19 protein-coding genes are annotated in these 14,321 nt (G+C 48.9%); 10 read left to right on the top strand and 9 right to left on the bottom strand.

The window, feature by feature from the left end; translation table 11 throughout:
• Positions 1–44: 44 nt before the first annotated feature.
• Positions 45–992 (top strand): DUF1853 family protein, encoded by a 948-nt coding sequence (locus ACN0T0_RS03190; protein WP_417223206.1) that lies wholly within the window; start codon positions 45–47, stop codon positions 990–992.
• 71 nt (positions 993–1,063) lie between these two features.
• On the opposite strand, the gene ACN0T0_RS03185 is transcribed toward ACN0T0_RS03190, so the two are convergent.
• Positions 1,064–1,207 (bottom strand): hypothetical protein, encoded by a 144-nt coding sequence (locus ACN0T0_RS03185; protein ID WP_417223204.1) that lies wholly within the window; start codon positions 1,205–1,207, stop codon positions 1,064–1,066.
• A 226-nt stretch (positions 1,208–1,433) separates the two neighbouring features.
• On the bottom strand, positions 1,434–2,297 hold the full coding sequence (locus ACN0T0_RS03180; protein WP_417223202.1) for an NAD(P)-dependent oxidoreductase: 864 nt from the start codon (positions 2,295–2,297) through the stop codon (positions 1,434–1,436).
• A 98-nt stretch (positions 2,298–2,395) separates the two neighbouring features.
• On the opposite strand from ACN0T0_RS03180, the gene ACN0T0_RS03175 reads away from it, so the two are divergent.
• On the top strand, positions 2,396–2,953 hold the full coding sequence (locus ACN0T0_RS03175) for a TlpA disulfide reductase family protein (protein ID WP_417223200.1): 558 nt from the start codon (positions 2,396–2,398) through the stop codon (positions 2,951–2,953).
• Between the two features lie 84 nt (positions 2,954–3,037).
• Here ACN0T0_RS03175 and ACN0T0_RS03170 read toward each other — a convergent pair whose 3' ends face one another.
• From ACN0T0_RS03170 to ACN0T0_RS03160, 3 genes are all read right to left on the bottom strand, one after another.
• On the bottom strand, positions 3,038–4,222 hold the full coding sequence (locus ACN0T0_RS03170; RefSeq protein ID WP_417223197.1) for a pyridoxal-phosphate-dependent aminotransferase family protein: 1,185 nt from the start codon (positions 4,220–4,222) through the stop codon (positions 3,038–3,040).
• A gap of 62 nt (positions 4,223–4,284) precedes the next feature.
• A complete protein-coding gene (gene mtnN / locus ACN0T0_RS03165) occupies positions 4,285–5,046 on the bottom strand; it encodes a 5'-methylthioadenosine/S-adenosylhomocysteine nucleosidase (RefSeq protein ID WP_417223195.1) in 762 nt (253 codons plus the stop codon).
• A gap of 225 nt (positions 5,047–5,271) precedes the next feature.
• Positions 5,272–6,036 carry a pseudouridine synthase gene (locus tag ACN0T0_RS03160; protein WP_417223192.1) on the bottom strand — a complete coding sequence of 255 codons (765 nt, stop codon included), beginning with the start codon at positions 6,034–6,036 and terminating at the stop codon, positions 5,272–5,274.
• Positions 6,037–6,309: 273 nt separating this feature from the next.
• On the opposite strand from ACN0T0_RS03160, the gene ACN0T0_RS03155 reads away from it, so the two are divergent.
• The 8 genes from ACN0T0_RS03155 (at position 6,310) to ACN0T0_RS03120 (ending at position 10,826) form a co-directional block, all read left to right on the top strand.
• Positions 6,310–6,990 carry a Bax inhibitor-1/YccA family protein gene (locus tag ACN0T0_RS03155; protein WP_417223190.1) on the top strand — a complete coding sequence of 227 codons (681 nt, stop codon included), beginning with the start codon at positions 6,310–6,312 and terminating at the stop codon, positions 6,988–6,990.
• Between the two features lie 92 nt (positions 6,991–7,082).
• The gene (gene tusD / locus ACN0T0_RS03150; protein ID WP_417223188.1) at positions 7,083–7,475 is read left to right on the top strand and encodes a sulfurtransferase complex subunit TusD; all 393 of its coding nucleotides are present in this window, start codon (positions 7,083–7,085) and stop codon (positions 7,473–7,475) included.
• A 2-nt stretch (positions 7,476–7,477) separates the two neighbouring features.
• Positions 7,478–7,846, top strand: a complete 369-nt coding sequence (gene tusC, locus ACN0T0_RS03145) for a sulfurtransferase complex subunit TusC (RefSeq protein WP_417223186.1) — start codon at positions 7,478–7,480, stop codon at positions 7,844–7,846.
• Complete coding sequence (gene tusB, locus ACN0T0_RS03140; RefSeq protein WP_417223184.1) at positions 7,846–8,142, top strand: sulfurtransferase complex subunit TusB; 297 nt, start codon at positions 7,846–7,848, stop codon at positions 8,140–8,142. The genes tusC and tusB overlap by 1 nt, the downstream gene beginning before the upstream one ends.
• A gap of 1 nt (position 8,143) precedes the next feature.
• Positions 8,144–8,500, top strand: coding sequence for a TusE/DsrC/DsvC family sulfur relay protein (locus ACN0T0_RS03135; protein ID WP_417223181.1), 357 nt, complete (start codon positions 8,144–8,146; stop codon positions 8,498–8,500).
• A gap of 13 nt (positions 8,501–8,513) precedes the next feature.
• Positions 8,514–9,437 carry an NAD(P)-dependent oxidoreductase gene (locus tag ACN0T0_RS03130; protein ID WP_417223179.1) on the top strand — a complete coding sequence of 308 codons (924 nt, stop codon included), beginning with the start codon at positions 8,514–8,516 and terminating at the stop codon, positions 9,435–9,437.
• A 46-nt stretch (positions 9,438–9,483) separates the two neighbouring features.
• A complete protein-coding gene (locus tag ACN0T0_RS03125; protein ID WP_417223176.1) occupies positions 9,484–10,260 on the top strand; it encodes a hydroxypyruvate isomerase family protein in 777 nt (258 codons plus the stop codon).
• Between the two features lie 80 nt (positions 10,261–10,340).
• A complete protein-coding gene (locus tag ACN0T0_RS03120) occupies positions 10,341–10,826 on the top strand; it encodes a chemotaxis protein CheW (protein WP_417223389.1) in 486 nt (161 codons plus the stop codon).
• Between the two features lie 53 nt (positions 10,827–10,879).
• On the opposite strand, the gene ACN0T0_RS03115 is transcribed toward ACN0T0_RS03120, so the two are convergent.
• From ACN0T0_RS03115 to ACN0T0_RS03100, 4 genes are all read right to left on the bottom strand, one after another.
• Positions 10,880–11,284 (bottom strand): secondary thiamine-phosphate synthase enzyme YjbQ, encoded by a 405-nt coding sequence (locus tag ACN0T0_RS03115; RefSeq protein WP_417223174.1) that lies wholly within the window; start codon positions 11,282–11,284, stop codon positions 10,880–10,882.
• 87 nt (positions 11,285–11,371) lie between these two features.
• Complete coding sequence (locus ACN0T0_RS03110; RefSeq protein WP_417223171.1) at positions 11,372–12,472, bottom strand: malate dehydrogenase; 1,101 nt, start codon at positions 12,470–12,472, stop codon at positions 11,372–11,374.
• A 146-nt stretch (positions 12,473–12,618) separates the two neighbouring features.
• Entirely contained in the window at positions 12,619–13,521 is a 903-nt protein-coding gene (locus ACN0T0_RS03105; protein WP_417223168.1) for a radical SAM protein, read from the bottom strand.
• A complete protein-coding gene (locus ACN0T0_RS03100; RefSeq protein ID WP_417223166.1) occupies positions 13,521–14,306 on the bottom strand; it encodes a TatD family hydrolase in 786 nt (261 codons plus the stop codon). Before ACN0T0_RS03100 ends, ACN0T0_RS03105 begins: the two co-directional genes overlap by 1 nt.
• Positions 14,307–14,321: the final 15 nt, after the last annotated feature.

Below are 14,321 nucleotides of genomic sequence, written 5' to 3'. Positions count from 1 at the left end.
TTATTACTTTATGAGCTTTTCACATTAATGTGAATATTTAAGCTATGAGCCAATCTTCAAATCATCCATCTGATGACCGTCTCGTTTCCGCTCATCAATCCGCTTCGGTCTATCAGCATGAGATCATTCGCGATCTCCACTGGCTAATCCATAGTCCCTCGTTGATGCAGTTACCACACAAGCAGTTGCCGGATTGGTTATTCAATCACCCTGCCATCGATGAATACCTTGCCGACCTGGATCGCAATCCCCAACCACTGCTTAACGCATTACGCCAACAGGCGAAGTTTAGACTCGGTTATTACTTTGAAGATTTGATTAGAATCTATCTTAGCACATTTATACAACCCACTGATCTTAAATGTAATATACAAGTTTCAAGAGACAAAACGACCGTGGGTGAATATGACTTTCTGATGGCTCTTAAAGATGGCATAAAAGCCCACCTTGAAGCCGCCGTAAAGTTTTATCTATGCACCTCAGAAGACCCTAATCACTGCGCACTGGACGATTTTATTGGCCCTAACCGCTCCGATCGATTGGATAAAAAATGGCAGCGTCTCACCGGTCATCAACTGCAGCTATCCCTGACCGAGGCGGGTAAAGACCGAGCCACAGCCCTTGGCCTGCTACCCGAACGGCACTCATTACTGCTACGTGGTTATCTGTTTTATCCCTATGCCCACTGGCAAGATTATCACCCGCCGATACCCATTAGCCCGGATCACTTGAAAGGTTGGTGGATCAGAGCGGCGGCCGTCGCTTCACTCGGTAATCAGTATCAGTATGTGCTACTAATGAAACCGCGCTGGCTGGCATCGGCACGCTGCAACTTTCAAGAAACGCTCTCCTGCCCTGAACTCGTAGAAAGAACAGAGGGGATCACCACCCCAACATTGATCGCCCGACTACAGCGGGAAGCCAACACCACCGTTTGGCGAGAAATCGATCGCGGTTTTATCGTGCCCGATAATTGGAACCTTAAAGCTTAATTATTAACCATCGCATAAATGGCAGGCATAAAAAAAGCAGCTCCTGGCTGCTTTTTTAAAATACGCCTGAATTAATCAGCGCGCTGTGCTGCCTTAGCAGCATCTTTTGCCATGCACTTACGTAGGTAGTGAACAGCAACGAAGCTACCTACTACCATTGCTGCAACGATTACCATGCTCGGTACAAAAGAGATCATACTGTATTTATCGGCCATAGAACTGTCCTCATGTGTTACCGCAATAATGAAATGCGGATAATTTATGTGGTTGTATATTTTTAGTTATTAGGCGCGATTATAGAGCATCCATTCTCAGGCACAATAGTCTAAAGATCTATTCCTCGGCACTACGATATATCGCTTCAGACAGCCACGAGCGCCTGACTAAGGTAAGCAACATTTCAACACATCGCTGTTGCTTACCCGAATCAATCAAATCGCCTCATTTTTCCAAGCGTTTAACCAAGCTAGAAGTGTCCCAGCGGTTACCGCCCAGCTTTTGCACTTCGGCATAAAACTGATCGACTAACGCCGTTACTGGCAGTTGGGCACCAATACGGCGCGCTTCGTCGAGGGTAATATTAAGGTCTTTGCGCATCCAGTCGACGGCAAAGCCGAAATCAAACTGATCATCGATCATGGTCTGATGGCGATTGCTCATCTGCCACGATCCCGCAGCACCGTGCTGGATTACATCAAATACGGCTGAGGCATCGAGCCCCGCCTGCTTAGCAAAATGCACGCCTTCGGCCAAGCCTTGCACCAATCCTGCGATACAGATCTGATTAACCATTTTCGCTAGCTGACCCGACCCGGCAGGCCCCAGCAACTTAGCTGATTTTGCATAGCAATCGATCACCGGCATCACTTTATCGAAGATGGCAGGCTCACCACCGATCATAATACTGAGCACGCCGTTTTCAGCACCCGCTTGACCACCAGACACCGGCGCATCAATAAATTCCAGCCCTTGCTCTGCAGCAACAACGGCCAACTCACGGGCTATTTCTGCAGATGCGGTGGTGTGATCAACCAAAATGGCACCTTGCGCCATACTACTAAACACACCCTGAGAACCGGTAACTACTGATCTCAGGTCGTTATCATTCCCGACACAGGTAAAGACAATCTCGGCATCACGGGCCGCTTCTGCTGGGGTAACAGCACTTTTACCTTTATATTCCTGACACCACTGGTCGGCTTTTGTCGCCGTACGATTATAAACAGTGACCTCATGTCCGGCATTGGCCAAATGACCCGCCATTGGATAGCCCATCACTCCCAGGCCGATAAATGCAACTTTCATACGCTTCCCACTCCACCCTAAGGCTGACTATTGTTATGATCAGACTATTCTATGCTAATGATATATATTCAAACACCTTTAATTTTCAGGGCCAAATAATGCCACCGTCCCGCGTGATTTACTCCTACCAAACAGCGCCTCAAGCACGCTATCAGCCACTAAGACGCTGCGCCAAGCTTCTGATTGTCATGCTTTGCAGCCTCGCCGTTAGTCCTTCCTTTGCCTCTGAGTCGTTTTATGACCAGCTACAGCTGAGTGATACCAACAACCAAGCGGTTGATCTAAACCAGTATCAGGGACGCATAGTGTTAGTGAATTTCTGGGCCACTTGGTGCCCACCCTGCGTTGAAGAGATGCCCTCTTTACAGCGTCTCCAGCAGCAGTTCGATCCGAAAGAATTTCAGGTTATTGCCATTAACCTAGGACAAAGCCAAGCAACCGTAAACGCGTTTTTTGCCAACCAGACGTTCAACTTCGACCTACCGGTTTATCTCGATGACAAAGGCATTGCGTTCTCACAGCTCAAGATAGCCGGCATGCCCGCCAGCTTTCTGGTCAATCAAAAGGGAGAACTCATTGAAAAGATCGTCGGTGCCCGCGAGTGGGATCACCCCGCGAATATAAAAGCGGTACGACAGATGCTGGATACGGAGTAAGGATGCCACCCCCGCCGAAACGATTATTTATCGTCTTGGCGAGGTGGCTTTAGGCAGATGCAAATGCCCTTGTTAACAAAGGACTTAGTGACCCTGACGATAAATCGCTTCAGCAGCGGGAATAGCTTTACCCGTTTTAATGTCCGCACCCATTGCCGAGAGTGTGTTTTCTAAGGCATTCAGACAGAGTAAGACATTTTTCTTATTACAGGCGCTGCCCATTAAGCCGATACGCCATACTTTGCCGGCCAACGCACCGAGCCCTGCACCGATCTCTAGGCTGTAATCATCCAATAAGCGGTTACGTACTTTAGCTTCATCAATGCCTTCTGGGACAAATACTGAGTTCAGCTGTGGCAAACGATACGGCTCTTCAACGAGAAAGCCGATACCCATCGCTTCGAGCCCATCCCGCAAAGCATTGTGATGATGCTGATGACGGGCCCAAGCATTTTCCAAACCCTCCTCTTCGAGCATGACCAGTGACTCATGGAACGCATACAGTGAGTTGACCGGCGCTGTGTGATGATAAGCACGTTTAGCGCCGCCACCCCAATAGCCCATCACCAATTTTTGATCGAGGAACCAGCTAGGCGTTTTGCTTTTACGCTGTTCAATCACTTCAATCGCACGGGTGTTAAAGCTAACCGGCGAAATGCCCGGCGGGCAAGACAGACACTTTTGGGTGCCTGAATATACCGCATCAATCCCCCAGCCATCGACATCTATCTCACTGCCGCCGAGTGATGTCACCGCATCAACAATAGTCAACGCGCCGTGTTTACGAGCGATCTGACACAGAGTTTTAGCATCAGAGAGCACCCCGGTTGAGGTTTCCGCATGCACAAACGCCAATACTTTCACATCGCTGTGTGCGGCAAAGGCGGCTTTCACTTTGGCAGGATCGACGGGCTTGCCCCATTCGTCCTCAACCATAATCGCAGTGGCCCCAAAGCGCTCCACATTCTCTTTCATCCGCCCGCCAAATACACCATTCTGACAGACAATGACTTTATCACCTGGCTCAACCAAGTTAACAAAGCAAGCTTCCATACCGGCAGACCCAGGCGCCGAAATCGGCATAGTCAGTGGGCTTTCGGTTTTAAAGGCGTACTGCAGCATCTGTTTAACTTCATCCATCATACGGATGAACTCAGGATCAAGATGACCAATGGTCGGTCGCGCCAAGGCAGCGAGAACCCGAGGATCTACATCAGAAGGGCCTGGCCCCATTAAAGTGCGCTGCGGCGGATAGAAAGATTTAGTCATAGTGTGTTGCTCTTTATGATTATTTTTTAACAGTATTACGTGTGAGTTAATCGCTAAACGAATCAGCTCACGGTTTCATTGGCAATGGTCTGCACCATAGCAATAACCATCTGGGCCGAGTGCTTAGCGGCGACAAGTAGAAACTGATCAAATGATAGATTAGATTCTTTGCCGGCAATGTCGGACAGGGCACGAATAACAATAAACGGAATATCGAACTGATAACAGGTTTGAGCAATGGCTGCCGCTTCCATCTCAACCGCTTTCATGGTTGGGAAATGCTCACGGGTCTGTGCTACTCGCGTTGGACAGCTCATAAAGGAGTCGCCGGTCGCGATTAGCCCTTTGACCGTTTTGATGCCATCCATTTGCGCGATACTGCGCTGAGCAACATCGGCCAGAAAATTATCCGGCATAAAGCCCGCCGGTAAGCCCGGCACTTGGCCATGTTCATAGCCAAAGATCGTTACATCGACATCGTGGTGGCGTACTTCATCACAAATCACCACATCACCCACGTTTAGCTCTTCAGCGAAGCCGCCAGCAGAACCCGTATTAATAACACAGGTTGGCTGAAAAGTTTGCAGCATCAGTGTAGTACCGATAGCGGCATTGACTTTACCGATGCCCGATTTAAGTAGTACAACATCCACCCCGTGCAGGGTGCCAGTGTAGAGACTATAACCAGCAATGGTGTATTCCTGCCGTGCCTCCAACCGTTGTTTCAGCAGTTCGACCTCTTCATCCATGGCGCCGATAATACCGATTTTAAGCTGATCAGACTGAGCGGTCAGGCGCTCAGCAAAGGAGGTGTTGTTGGTCATTCAGGTGATTCCATCACGGGTAGTAGAGAGAGAGAGTGAGTGTTTATGAGATAAGGATACGCAATTTGTGCCGCCGAAAAAATAGTCAATAGGCAGAAAAAGGCATTAAACCATCAGTTTTATTCGAGTATTTGGGGGATAAGGCCGCTGTCTTAGAATACGGCCTAAAATTGAGACTTAGAATAGTGAAAACGCCTTGCTCATTCACCGCAGATTTTATCCAACTCAGTCAAGAGTGTTGTCATCCTCGGTAATTTCAGGTGCAGGATAAAGCCCCTGCCAGCCAAATTGACTGAATAATTGATCGACCCAAGGTGTGACCGGCGCATCAATTATCACCGGCTGTTCGGTAAAAGGATGTACAAACTCCAATCGTGTTGCCATCAACAGCAAGCGATCCAGCCCGAAGTGCTCCCGAAACAGTGTATTATGCTTACCATCGCCGTGCTGGGTATCACCCACTAAAGGATGAAATATATGTTTGAGGTGGCGGCGAATCTGATGTTTTCGGCCTGTTTTGGGCTTCACTTCAATCAGTGAATAACGTGCAGCGGGGTATTTGCTCACTGGAATCGGCAATTCCACCGTGCCCAAGCGGCGATACTCACTCACTGCTTCTTTGGCTGGCTTATTAGGATCAGCCCGCTTATCAGCAACTTTATCAAGAATCTCTTTTAGCGGATAATCAATCACCCCCTGCTCGTCGGTATAACCTCGACAGACACAGAGGTAGGTTTTCTGTACCCGCCGTTCAGCAAAGCAGATATTAAGCTTATTCGCAGCCACTGATGATTTAGCGAAGATCAACACCCCAGATGTCGGTCGATCAAGGCGATGCACTGTATAGGCTTTAATACCCAGCTGTTGGCGAATCAGCGCAATCGCATTTGGTGCCCGCCTTTCAATCGGACTCGGGTGTACTAGCAACCCCGCCGGTTTATCAATTGCGAAATAATGCTCATCTTCAAAAAGTATATGGATGGGGTACATCGTTATAACTTACCTAGCCGGATCAAGGCGCGCAGCTTAACAATAAATTATCGCCTTGCCTATGAACCCAACGCCGATACAAGTGTCTGATAAGTTAACAATGTAACGTAAGGCGGGGAACATCCCCCCTATTAGGGTCGGTTAAGCCAATAAACTGGCGAAAGGCTTTAACACCTATTCACTGTATGGTTGAAATGCTGGTAAAAACCTATATATATAACCTATCCGATAAACTTAAATGGCACCTAACGCCTTAATTTCCAGAGGGATAAGATGCGTAATATCGATACAATGACCGTCCGTTCAGAGCAATCTGTACTGTCGACCAACAAGGTAATTCGCAATACCTATATGCTGCTATCTATGACGCTGGTGTTCAGCGCAGTGACAGCGGGTATTTCTATGATCATCAACCCGCCGATGCTCATGGCTTTAGGCGCAATGATCATCGGTATGATCCTGACGTTTGTTATCGGGAAAAAACAAAACAGCGCGGCGGCACTGCCGTTAGTGTTTGCCTTCACCGGCTTGTTTGGCTTTGCCCTTGGCCCAATTCTGAATCGTTATTTGGGTATGTCTAACGGCGGTGAAATCGTCATGACTGCGATGGGTATGACTGCCGCAACCTTCTTAGGTCTGTCAGCGTATGTCCTTACCAGCAAAAAAGATTTCAGCTTTATGGGCGGATTCCTCTCTGCCGGCCTGATTATTGTCCTAGTGGCGATGGTTGCCTTGATGATCTTGCCGATGTTTGGTGTCAACATTGGTGCGATGCATCTAGCGCTGTCCGCGGCTGTTGTACTGCTGATGTCTGGCTTCATTCTGTACGATACCAGCAACATTGTTAACGGTACATACACCAACTACATCATGGCGACTGTGAGCCTCTATACCAGCATCTTCAACCTGTTCATCCACCTGCTAAGCTTGATCGGTTTTCTTAAAGACGAATAAACCGCTCCCTGCTAAGCCTTAAAAGCACACACAAAGCCCTGCAATCCTGATAAGATTGCAGGGCTTTTTTCGTTTACAGAAATCAATATATTATGAAGTTTTCAATCGTTATTACCGGCGCACCATATAGCACTCAGGCATCCGCTAGCGCGTTGCAGTTTAGCCGCAGTGTTTTAGGGCTTGGACATGAGATTCATCGGGTGTTTTTTTACGCCGACGGTGTCCATAGTGGCTCAGCATTCGCCGCGCCACCCCAGGACGAAACCAATATTCCAGCTGAGTGGGCCGCACTGGCACAGCAGCACCAACTCGACTTAGTCGTCTGTATTGCCGCTGCAGTGCGCCGCGGCGTATTGGATGCAGGCGAAGCCCGGCGCTATGAAAAAGGCGGCCACAATCTAGCCCCCCATTTTACCCTGTCAGGTTTAGGCCAACTGGTCGAGGCCGGCATTGTGTCCGACCGCGTTGTGACGTTTGGAGCTTAAAGATGAGTGAGACAAAAAAATCATTCCTGATCATTAATCGTAAAGCGCCCTACGGTAGCAGTGCCGCCCGAGACGCTTTAGATGTCGCCCTAACTATATCGGTATTTGAACAACCACTGAGTCTGCTATATATGGATGATGCGGTATGGCAATTGCTACCGGATCACCAAGCGGGCGCTATAGGTCAGAAAAACCTTTCAGCGAATCTTGCGATGCTGGAAATGTACGATATCGACCAACTGTACGTTTGTCGCCAAGCTCTCAGCCAGCGAGGCATCCGCCCAGACGATATTAACTTAAAGATTACCCTGCTTGATGCCAGCGGCATTGCCGCACTGATCAAACAGCAGGATCAGGTATTGAGCTTCTGATGATGACACTCCATGTGATTAATAAAACGCCTTCAGAAAGCAGCGCGCTACAAGATAGCTTATCCGCTATCAGTGATGGTGATGCCCTACTGCTAATTGAAAATGGCGTTTATGCCGCAGTGCCCGCCTATGCTGAGCATTTCACCCGCCTACCTAAGGCGGTGCAGTGCTATCTGCTCAAAGATGATGCACAGGCCCGTGGCTTACATGACCTTAATCAAGATTTTGGCGCTATCGACTACAATGGCTTTGTCGAATTGAGTTGCCGCTACCATAAAGTGGTCAGTTGGTTCTGATATGGCTAGCGATACAATGAACACACAGCATTTACAGATTAACGGCCAATCGATTCCTGTTGACCCTGAAGGCTACCTACGTAACCTCGACGATTGGAATGAAGCAGTCGCTGAACAACTCGCAGCACAGGAAGCCATCCAGCTCACAGAGGCCCACTGGGAGATTCTACGAGTACTGCGCCAATTCTATCAGCAGTTCGAAATGTCTCCAGCGATGCGCCCATTGATAAAAGCTGTCGCTAACGAACTGGGTAGCGATAAAGGTAAAAGCATCTACCTGATGAGCCTCTTTCCCGGCAGCCCAGCCAAATTAGCCAGCAAGATTGCCGGACTACCAAAACCTACTAATTGCCTATAATGGAGTGCTAGAGATGCGGATCGCTTTTTTGGGCATCGGCTTGATGGGCCGCCCGATGGCCAGCCATTTATTAACCGCAGGCTGTCAGCTTTGTTTATGGAATCGCACCCGCAGCAAAGCGGAAGCATTGGCCCACCTAGGGGCACAGGTTACCAATACCCCGGCTGAAGCAATCGCCGATGCCGATATCATTATCACCATGCTAGAGAACGGCCCGATCGTAGATCAGGTGCTGTTTAATTCAACACCCGCTGTGCAATTTAAAGCCGGCAGCACGGTGATTGATATGAGCTCTATCCCTCCCGAACTGGCCCGCCAGCACGCCGAACAACTGCAGAGCAAGGGGGTCAATTACCTTGATGCGCCGGTTTCAGGCGGCACTGCCGGGGCCGAACAGGCAACTCTTTCCATTATGGCCGGTGGTAATGCCGCCGTCTTTGAAGACTGCCAAACAGTCTTTTCAGCACTAGGGAAAGCGACCTATATTGGCCCGGCTGGCTCAGGTCAGCTTGCTAAGTGCGCCAATCAAGCCATTGTCGGCGTGACCATAGGCGCGGTTTCAGAAGCACTGCTGTTGGCCGCTGAAGGCGGAGCCGACCCTGCTGCCGTTCGAGAAGCGTTGCTAGGGGGCTTTGCCGGCAGCCGCATTCTTGAACTGCATGGACAACGGATGATCGACCGTGAATTCAATCCTGGCGCGACCTCTCGGGTGCAGCTTAAAGATCTGCGAACCATTTTAGATACCGCCCATCTCGAACAACTGAAATTACCACTGGTCGAGCAGACCTATCAGCAATACCAAAAGCTGGTCGATAACGGTTTAGAAGAGGTCGACCACAGCGGCTTGCTACTACAACTAGAAATCGACAATGGCGATCGACAGCTAAACAATAAAGCAACACAATCACCCTACTCTAAAAACCATAACAACAACTAAACATCGGTTTAGTCATATCGATAAGAACAACAGAGAGTTATGTTATATGCCTAATTTTGCCGTTAACCTAAGTATGCTATTCACCGAAGTGCCTCTAGAGGAACGCTTTGCCGCCGCCGCAGAACAGGGCTTTAACAAGGTTGAGATTCAATTTCCTTATGTCTTAGCCGCCACCGAGATTGCCCGTTTACTCAAGCAACATAATCAACGTATTGTGCTACTGAATGCGCCCGCCGGTGATGCACAGAAAGGTGATCGCGGTATCGCGTGCCATCCTCAACGGGTGGCTGAATTCCGTCAGGGTGTAGTCCAAGCGATTGCCTATGCAAAACAACTAAACTGCCCTAATATCAACATATTATCAGGTATAGCTCCCGTTAATTGTGATATTAATTTGATTGAAAAAACCTTAATCGACAACCTGAAATTCTGTGCTGAAGAGATGGCCGAAGTAGGCATTCAGTTGCTTGTCGAGGCGATCAATACTCAGGATATCCCCGGCTTCTTTGTTAATAACAGCCAACAAGCCTTTGCATTATTTGAGGCGGTAGGACACCCAAATATAAAACTGCAGTATGATATCTATCATATGCAGATTATGGAGGGTAACCTGATCCACACGCTGAGGAACAACCTCGATAAGATTGGCCATATACAATTTGCCGATGTGCCGGGGCGGCACGAACCTCAAACTGGTGAACTAAACTTCGGCAATATTTTTCAAGCTCTGGATGATATGGGATACTCAGGTATTACTAGTCTTGAATATAATCCTTCCGTCAGCACGACTGAAAGTCTACGCTGGCTGAAACAGATAGCATAAGAGAGCATTCTATGGGTCTTGAAGACGCAGCAGCACAACTACAGCAGATTCAGGCAGAGCTTAGTGCAAATGTGTATGATCTGCATAAAAAGAATGGCGAAAGCCAGGAAGACTATCGCAAATGGGCGACCTTTTCGATCGCCGATGAGATGTACGCTATCGATGTGATGCAAGTAAAAGAGGTGTTGCGTTTCACCGATATTACACCGGTTCCCGGCGCACGAGATGGCGTACTCGGCATCATCAATCTACGCGGTAGCGTGGTCACCGTGGTGAGTTCACGCACCCTATTCTGCCTAGACGACAAAGAGATCGATCAAAACACCCGCATTATTGTTGTTGAGTTTGATGATCAGGAAGTGATCGGCATTTTGGTGGATGGTGTTGATGAGGTCATCAACCTCCCGGAAAGCCAAACCGACCGAGCTCCTGGTGTGTTACGCGAAGATACCCAGCGACAGTTTGTTCAAGGCGTCTGCTACCGTGAAGAACAACTGATTATTCTACTAGATCTCGACAAGATGCTAGCCGGCTTTAAGCTGCAATCGGATGATTCGTCCGAGTAACACCTATCACTTCAGATATAAGGCCCAGCAGCGGGCCTTATTTTATCTACGTCTCAGCCAATGTGAACGACGATCTGTCTAAGCTGATGATGGTGACGATGCTCCCAGCAAAACACTCCCTGCCAAGCTCCCAACATTAATCGCCCCTTATGAATCGGCAGCGATAATGTGGTAGCGGTTAACGCCGCTTTAATATGTGCAGGCATATCATCACGCCCCTCTGATAAGTGGGTATAGAGCGGATCACCCTCGGGCACGAGACGGTTGAGCCAATTCTCTAAATCATGTTGCGCGCTCGGATCCGCATTTTCCTGAATGGTCAGGCTAGCACTGGTATGCTGTATTAATAAACTACACAACCCATCTTGCACACCACTACGGCGCACAAGTCGATGGATCTCCTCGGTAAACTCGTACAACCCCTGTCCCTGAGTTGCAACACTGATTATATCGACCATGCTTTTCCATCCATTATAAAAAAAGCCCCGCCGGAGCAAACTGCTCAGACGGGGCTTACTGCGATACTTAGAATCATCACACCTAGATTAAAGCACCCGGTTGTTATTAAGAAACTTACTTTCTGGGCTTGGTCCGGTACCATCGGCGTAGAGCGTGACGCCGGATTTAAGACAGATAGTCAGATTCATATGGGATTCTTCGGTCTCTTTCGGCAACAGATGATTAACCACCGCTTTCTCTTCTAACAGTTCTAGCTCGGTGGCGGTCAACTGCTTGCGACTGAAATCACTGATATCTAACCCATGGACAATCTGATAGCGGCCATAATTACAACGTACTGGGAAGGAGAAGAACACACCCTTTTCGATACCATAACTACCATCACTGATAATGCCCATACTGACGATCTCACCTGGTTCGGTGCCCTGAGTCCAGTTATGCATCTGATCGACAATCGCTTGCGCCGCTGATGCCGCACTGGACAATCCTCGCGCCTTAATAATCTCGCTACCGCGCTCTTGCACCCGGGGTATAAACTCATCTCGATACCAAGCGGTATCAATCTGCCCCATCGCCGGCATACCAAATACCGTCGCATGATGAAGATCCGGGTACTGGGTGGGCGAATGGTTGCCCCAGATGATGATATTCTGAATATCACGAGCTGTGACCCCGCACTGACTGGCCAACATCCCTTTAGCACGGTTATGGTCCAAACGGGTCAGACAGGTAAACTGAGAGGGGCTTAACTTAGGCGCATTACGACTAGCGATCAGTGCATTGGTGTTCGCCGGATTGCCGGTAACCAAGACCTTAACATCGCGGTTGGCAAAATCGTTTAATGCTTTACCCTGACGAGCAAAAATTTCAGCATTCACTTCCAGTAGATCGCTGCGCTCCATGCCGGGCCCACGAGGACGTGCGCCAACCAGCAAGGCATAGTGACAATTACAGAAGCCATCTTCCACATTATCATGCAAGGTGATGGTGTGTAGCAGCGGATAGGCACAATCTTCCAGCTCCATGGCAACCCCCCGCAGCGACTCCATCGCCCCCGGTAGCTCAATCAACTGCAGAATTACCGGCTGATCCCTACCCATCATTTCGCCAGCAGCAATTTTAAACAATAGGCTATAACTAATGGCGCCTGCCGCGCCCGTTACCGCAATCCTGACCGGTCTTCTCATCATCTATTCCTTTTTATTATATACTTATGAAAGCACTATCTTAGACAAAAGTATAAAACAACGATTTTACGATGTAACTACTACTAGAGAACAAATCGTTATGCTGTTTAAGTATATCCTTAAACCCTAGATACCCGCGTCATCGATCACAAGCCTCGTTGGCTATCCTGTCGAAGAAACACTCGATCAGGCGTTTCGATTGCTCTGCGCAACTGTCTCAGCATGGTATCAAGGTCACGATTAAGCACCCCTTTCAACACTAAAAAGTTCGAGGCATGGTCGCTGCGAAAGATGGTTTTTTGCAATTTAAGCTGAGATAAAAACAGCTCCATCTCTTCAAATAACTGGCGTTGATTCAGTGCGGTAAAGTCGCCACCAAATCCCTCAGCCACCCGCTGATTACCCCGCCGAGAAAAAAGCACCAACGTTGCCAGATAATCAGGTTGTACCAAGTTAACTAGCTTGGCAGATGACAGTGCGTGCTGCTTGCTCATCCGCGTCCCACCGATGCCGTTGATCAACATAACCGAAGTTTTAATGCCGGCTTGTTTGGCTTTTAGCAGAGACTCAGCGGTCGTTTGCAAGGTTTCGCCTTTATCGATACAGCGCAACACCTCATCATCACCGCTTTCGGCACCGACATAAATCAAGGTTAAGCCGAGTTCGCGCAACTGCTGCAACTCCTCGACGGATTTACGCTTCAGGTTAGACGGCAACGCGTAAGTTGAGACCCGCGTCACATTAGGTAGATGAGTACGAATAGCGTCCAGAATTGTTTTTAAACGACGAAACGATAACACCATCGGATCGCCATCACCGAGAAAAACCCGCCGAACACCGGGGAACTGCTGACCACAGCGGCGAATCTCTTCGAGCAGCTCGGCTTCACTCTTTGGCTTGAACTTCTTCTGTGGGTCGATGTACATTTCACAAAAGGTACAGCGATTCCAGCTGCAGCCATTGGTGACTTGTAAAATCAGTGAATTCGCTTCGCTGGGTGGCCGATAAACCGGTTCGATATAACTAACCGGCGGCATCTGCGTACTCATTAACCGGTCGCAACCACTTTATTAAACATTCGCTCAAAGTTATGGCTGGTTATTTCAGCCACCTCTTCGATACGCAGCCCTTTAATGTCCGCCACGCATTGTGCCACTTCCACCACATACTGCGGCTCATTAGGCTTACCACGGTATGGTACTGGCGCCAGATAGGGGGAATCCGTTTCAATCAGTAGATTCTCCATCGGCACTTGGCGAACCACTTCGCGCAGCTCAGCCGCATTACGAAAAGTGATGATGCCGGAAAATGAGATCATATAGTTAAGATCCATTGCCTCACGCGCCATCTGCCAATTTTCAGTGAAGCAGTGCAACACCCCACCCACATCGGAGTCTGCATATTGGCGCAGCAACGACAGAGTATCTTCTCGGGCATCTCGGGTATGCACAATGACCGGCAAACGAGTGGCCGTTGAAGCCTTAAGGTGACGTATAAAGCTTTCTTGCTGCTGCGCAATCGTGTCCTGCTGATAATAGTAATCTAAACCGGTTTCGCCTAAAGCGACAACCCGAGGATCTGCTGCATAGGCGATAAGATCGTCTATCTCTGGCATCCCTTCGGCCACATGCAAAGGATGCACACCCGCCGAGGCGAATACATTATCGAACTGTTTAACGGTTTGCAGCATTTCGGGGAGTTGTTGTAACTCGATGGCAACACAGAGCATCCGAGAGACTTGTTTAGCGGCAGCGGCGTCCATCACCAACTGAAGATCATTATTGCGAACGGACAGATCCAGTCTGTCCAGGTGACAGTGGGAATCTACAAACATGGGAGGTAACTCTGA

Source organism: Amphritea sp., from assembly GCF_048266285.1.
In the GTDB taxonomy this organism is placed as follows: Bacteria; Pseudomonadota; Gammaproteobacteria; order Pseudomonadales; family Balneatricaceae; genus Amphritea.
Note: the sequence above shows the minus strand (reverse complement) of the source record. Positions and strands in the feature narration are given on the sequence as shown.